This is a genomic window from Pseudomonas sp. D47, from assembly GCF_045447305.1.
In the GTDB taxonomy this organism is placed as follows: Bacteria; Pseudomonadota; Gammaproteobacteria; order Pseudomonadales; family Pseudomonadaceae; genus Aquipseudomonas.
Genome location: NZ_JBJGXU010000123.1, coordinates 1 through 4,658, shown reverse-complemented (window position 1 = coordinate 4,658; position 4,658 = coordinate 1). Strand labels below are relative to the sequence as shown.

The 4,658-nt window shown below is 59.8% G+C and carries 5 protein-coding genes; 1 reads left to right on the top strand and 4 read right to left on the bottom strand.

Annotated features, from left to right (window positions below; genetic code table 11):
• Positions 1-155: 155 nt before the first annotated feature.
• From ACI77I_RS31595 to ACI77I_RS31580, 4 genes are read right to left on the bottom strand one after another with little or no spacing between them, the layout of a single operon-like run.
• On the bottom strand, positions 156-1,235 hold the full coding sequence (locus ACI77I_RS31595) for a polyamine ABC transporter substrate-binding protein (RefSeq protein ID WP_407000109.1): 1,080 nt from the start codon (positions 1,233-1,235) through the stop codon (positions 156-158).
• Between the two features lie 60 nt (positions 1,236-1,295).
• A complete protein-coding gene (locus ACI77I_RS31590) occupies positions 1,296-1,637 on the bottom strand; it encodes a cupin domain-containing protein (RefSeq protein WP_242149244.1) in 342 nt (113 codons plus the stop codon).
• 26 nt (positions 1,638-1,663) lie between these two features.
• Positions 1,664-3,070, bottom strand: a complete 1,407-nt coding sequence (locus ACI77I_RS31585) for an FAD-binding oxidoreductase (RefSeq protein WP_094953732.1) — start codon at positions 3,068-3,070, stop codon at positions 1,664-1,666.
• Positions 3,071-3,119: 49 nt separating this feature from the next.
• Positions 3,120-3,929 (bottom strand): AraC family transcriptional regulator, encoded by an 810-nt coding sequence (locus tag ACI77I_RS31580; RefSeq protein ID WP_094953731.1) that lies wholly within the window; start codon positions 3,927-3,929, stop codon positions 3,120-3,122.
• A 259-nt stretch (positions 3,930-4,188) separates the two neighbouring features.
• Between ACI77I_RS31580 and ACI77I_RS31575 the strand changes: the two genes are divergently transcribed.
• Positions 4,189-4,461: a DUF1652 domain-containing protein gene (locus ACI77I_RS31575; protein ID WP_026013572.1), complete on the top strand. Its 273-nt coding sequence runs from the start codon at positions 4,189-4,191 to the stop codon at positions 4,459-4,461.
• Positions 4,462-4,658: the final 197 nt, after the last annotated feature.

Genomic DNA, 4,658 nt, shown 5'->3' with positions numbered 1-4,658 from the left:
CCCGGTCAAAAACTTAGCGCAACACAAAAAGTTGCGTAGATACCCATGGTCATCGCGGGCAAGCCCGCTCCCACATTTAATCTTCGCTGCTTTGGGCATTGCGTTCGCTTAACTGAACGGCATTAGGGCAAGCCCGCTCGCCACCACAGGTAAACCTATCGCCCGGTACGAATGGTGTTCCACACCCGCGTACGAATCCGGTCGATGTTCAGCGGCATCGCCTCCAGCGCAAACAATTTGCCCATCATTGCAGGCGTTGGATACACCTTGGTGTCGGACTTGATCGCCGGGTCCACCAGGCTGTCGGCCGCGGCGTTGCCGTTGGCGTAGTGCACGTAGTTGGTGATGCTGGCCATCACGTCCGGGCGCAGCAGGTAGTTCATGAACGCATAGCCGGCTTTTTCGTTAGGCGCATCGGCGGGCATGGCGACCATGTCGAACCAGATCGCGGCGCCTTCCTTGGGAATGTTGTAGCCGATGTTCACACCGCTCTTGGCTTCCTTGGCGCGGCTCTCGGCCTGCAGGATGTCGCCGGAGAAGCCGACGGCTACGCAGATGTCGCCGTTAGCCAGGTCGGCGGTGTATTTCGAGGAATGGAAGTACGCCACGTATGGCCGTACTTTCATCAGCAAATCTTCAGCCTTTTTGTAGTCCTCGGCCTTCTTGCTGTGGTGCGGCAAGCCCAGGTAGTTCAGCGCTGCCGGCAGCAATTCAGGGCCGTTGTCGAGGATCGCCACCCCGCACTTTTGCAGCTTGGCCATGTTTTCCGGCTTGAAGATCAGGTCCCAGGAATCCACCGGCGCGTTGTCGCCCAGCACCGCCTTGACCTTGTCGATGTTGTAGCCGATGCCGGTGCTGCCCCACAGGTACGGGAAACCGTGCGTGTTGCCTGGGTCGTTGTTTTCCAGGGCCTTGAGCAGCACCGGGTTGAGGTTTTTCCAGTTCGGCAACTGGCTCTTGTCGAGTTTTTTCAGGGCGCCGCCCTGGATCTGCCGAGCCATGAAATGGTTGGACGGGAACACCACGTCGTAGCCGGATTTGCCGGTCATCAACTTACCGTCGAGGGTTTCGTTGCTGTCGTACACGTCGTAGGTGAAACCGATGCCGGTTTCTTTCTGGAAGTTCTTGGTGGTATCCGGCGCGATGTAGTCCGACCAGTTGTAGATCTTCACCGTCTCGGCGGCCTGGCTGATAGAGGCCACCAACATCAAGGGCAACAGGGCAATGGCTTTCATGGTTCGATTTCCTGGCGGTTTTAGGGCTGTTTTTATGGCAGGCGATCAAGGATCAAAGCGTTACAGAATCAATACGTAGGTCTTGCGCACGGTCTCCTGGATGTCCCAGATTCCGGTGCTGTTGGCCGGCAACATCAGTGCATCACCGGCTTGTAGGTGGACGATTTCACCGTCGTCAGGGGTGAAGGTGCAGCGGCCCTGGATAAAGTGGCAAAACTCCTGGGATTTGATCTGCCGACGCCAGCGGCCTGGGGTGCATGCCCAGATACCGGTTTCGACGCCGTCGTTGCGCTCCACGCTCAGGGTCGAGGCCACGGCGATGGGCTCGCCCAAGGGCACGGCCACCGGTGACGAATCCGGCAAGTGGGCGTTCAGCGCGTCTTTAAATTGAGTGATGCTCATGGGTTTTCCCGTGTGAGTGAAACGGCTTAGTGCATGAAACCTTCCATGAACCCGGCTACGCCGGTCGCCAACGTGCGGCGCCAAGGCGCGGTGTTAGGGTTGGCTAACACCTGGTCTTCATGGACAAAGCTGCGAATGATCGCGTTGTAGCCCAGCCAGCGGCAGGGCTCAGGCTCCCAGGCCTTGAGCGCGTCCAGGCCACGCTCACGGATCACCCAGGGCTGGGTGGTCAGTGGCGTGTCGAGACCCAAAATCAGGTCGGCCAGGGTGCGGCCACCCAGGTTGGTGGCGCCTACGCCCTCCCCGCCGTAACCGCCGGACAACGCGATGCCGGTCTTGTGGTCGCAGAGCATGTGCGGACGGAAGTTGCGCGACATACCGAGGTTGCCGCCCCAGGAGTGGGTAATCTTCACGTTTTTCAGCTGTGGGAAGAGTTCGCCGAACAGGTAGCGACGCAGCTGCACTTCGCTGTCAGTCAGGTCGAAGTTGTGGCGCAGCTTTCCGGCGAACTGATAGCCGCCACGCGCGCCGAACACCAGGCGATTGTCGGCTGAACGCTGGCCGTAGGTGACCTGGCGACTGCTTTCGCCGAACGCCTGACCGTGGCTCAGGCCGATTTCGTCCCAGGTACTGGCCGGCAGCGGCTCGGTGGCCACAATCAGGCTCTGTACCGGCAACTGGTAGCGCCCCAAAGGCGGCAACGTCGTGGCATAACCCTCGACCGCCGGCACCACCCAAGCGGCGCGCACACAGGCTTTGGCTGTGCGCAGGCTGCCAGACTGCCAGTGGGTGACTGGGCTGTTTTCGTAGATCGTGACCCCCATGCTCTCCACCACGCGCGCCAGGCCGCGCACCAACTTGGCCGGGTTGATGGTCGCGACGTGGGGTGCATAGATACCGCCATAAGGCTTGGCGATGCGGATCTGTTCGGCCAGCTGTTGCGGGCTCAGCCAGCGGTAATCGTCTTCGGTCAGGCCTTGGGCATGGAGTTTGTCGAGGTAGCGGCGCAGGCTGCCTTCCTGCTCGGGGTAGCGCGCAGCGCAATACAACGCGCCGCCCTTGCGGTAATCGCAGTCGATGCCCTCGCGGGCCAACACCTGCGCAACTTCATCGGGAATACCGTGCAGCAGGTCAAAGGAGGCGCGGCGCTGTTGCGGCGAGAGGCCGGCCAACAGCCGGTCTTCGCCGAGCAAATTACCCATCAGCCAGCCGCCGTTACGGCCAGAGGCGCCGAAACCTGCGGTCTGTGCTTCGATAATCGCGATGTTCAGCTCGGGCGCCTGGCGTTTCAGGTAATAGGCGGTCCACAGGCCGGTGTAACCGGCGCCGATAATGGCCACGTTGACGTCAAGGTCATGCGTAAGTGACGGCCTGGCCACCAGCGGGTCATCCAACTGGTCCATCCATAAACTGATATTGCGCCATGCCGGCATGCCAAGCTCCCCTACCTCGTTTCGATAGGCTGGATCCTAGAGCGCGGGGTTATGGGCTGTCTTGCGCGCGTGCACGCAGAGAAATTTGTTTGACGTAAGCCTTGGGCGATTGGCCGGTGTGCTGGCGAAACGCGCTGTAGAACGCCGACAGCGAATTGAAACCGGCGGAGAATGCCAGGTCATCGACCTTGATCGGTGGCTGGGCTTTATCCAGCGCGGCCAGCAAATGCTGGAGCCGGGCCTGGTTGACGTAACGGTAGAAGCTCTGCCCCAGCACCTGGTTCAACAGGTAGGAAATCTGATTGCGGCTGTAGCCACACTCCTTGGCAACCCGCTGCAGGTCCAACTCGGGGTCCAGGTAGGGTTGCTTGAGTTCGAAGTATTGCTGCAGGTCTTTGGCCATATGCCCCAACTGCTGGGGCGACAGGCCCAGGCGGCTGACCGTGGGGCGCATGGCCTGGGTCGGCTGCTCGTGCACCAGGGACGCGTATTCATTGACCCGCCAAATCAGCCCATCGCGCACGGTGATGGCTTCGCTGGTGCGAAACGACACCAGGCCCTGGCCGCCGCGCAAGGTAATGCGGTACTGGATGAACGCGGTGTCGCCGTCGGCGCGGATGCGGTCAGTGTGCTCGATCGCCTCGTCGGCGCCACGCGGCATGCTGGCTTGCAGATACTCGCGCAGTTCAGCGTAACCGATGACGCGGTTCTGGAAAAAGTCGTGGTACTGGATTTCAGGGTGGTAGTAGGCCATCACGCCATCCAGGTCGCGATGGCGCCAGCACAAGTGGTGACGCAAGACCAACTCGCCGGTGGCTTGGGTGTTCTGGCAATCATCGGCGGGGGCGATGCTGGGCATGTAGGGCTCTACGACGGATAAAACAGCTGAGAGTGCCGGATTTTACCAGTGTGTGCAGGCGTCAAAAGGCACATCTGAGTAGTGGCGTTTCGCCTAGTTTGTAGTAGGAGATGACGCACATCAAATTAATCGAAAACAACTGCCGAACGGACTCAAAAAAGTCACCTTGAGCGTGCGAACGAGTGCTATTTTTGATGTTCTTCGACGCCAAGACCCGTGAAGGTCGTGGCCCCCTGCAGCGAGCTAAAGGAAGCGCTCAATGAATAAGGTGGGCAACATGAATAAAGTGACGTTCCCGAACGCCTGCCAGCTGATGCGCTGGCATTTTCATCCGATGGGCTTTGAGGGGAGCATGGACGCCCCCGGCAGCATGGTCGCCCGCCTGTTCGACCGGGCCAGCGGCGAGACATTGATCGCCATTGCTGGCATCCCTTGCGCCACCGTGATGAATGCCGCCGATGTGGAGCGCATCATCGAGGCGGTAGAGGATGAGCTGGAGTGTTTTGTACCGCCGCTGTCGTTGCGCGCCTGAGGCTGATTTGTCAGGTGATGTCTATCTAATGTGGGAGTGGGCTGGCGTGCGATGGCGTCACCTCGGCATCACTGATAAACCGAGGTGCTGCCATCGCAGCATAGGTATCTACGCAACTTTTTGTGTCGTGCTAGGCCGATGACGAGTTTTTTAGGTAGATATGAGTACATATCTGTTTCTGCGGTAACGGCTTCGTA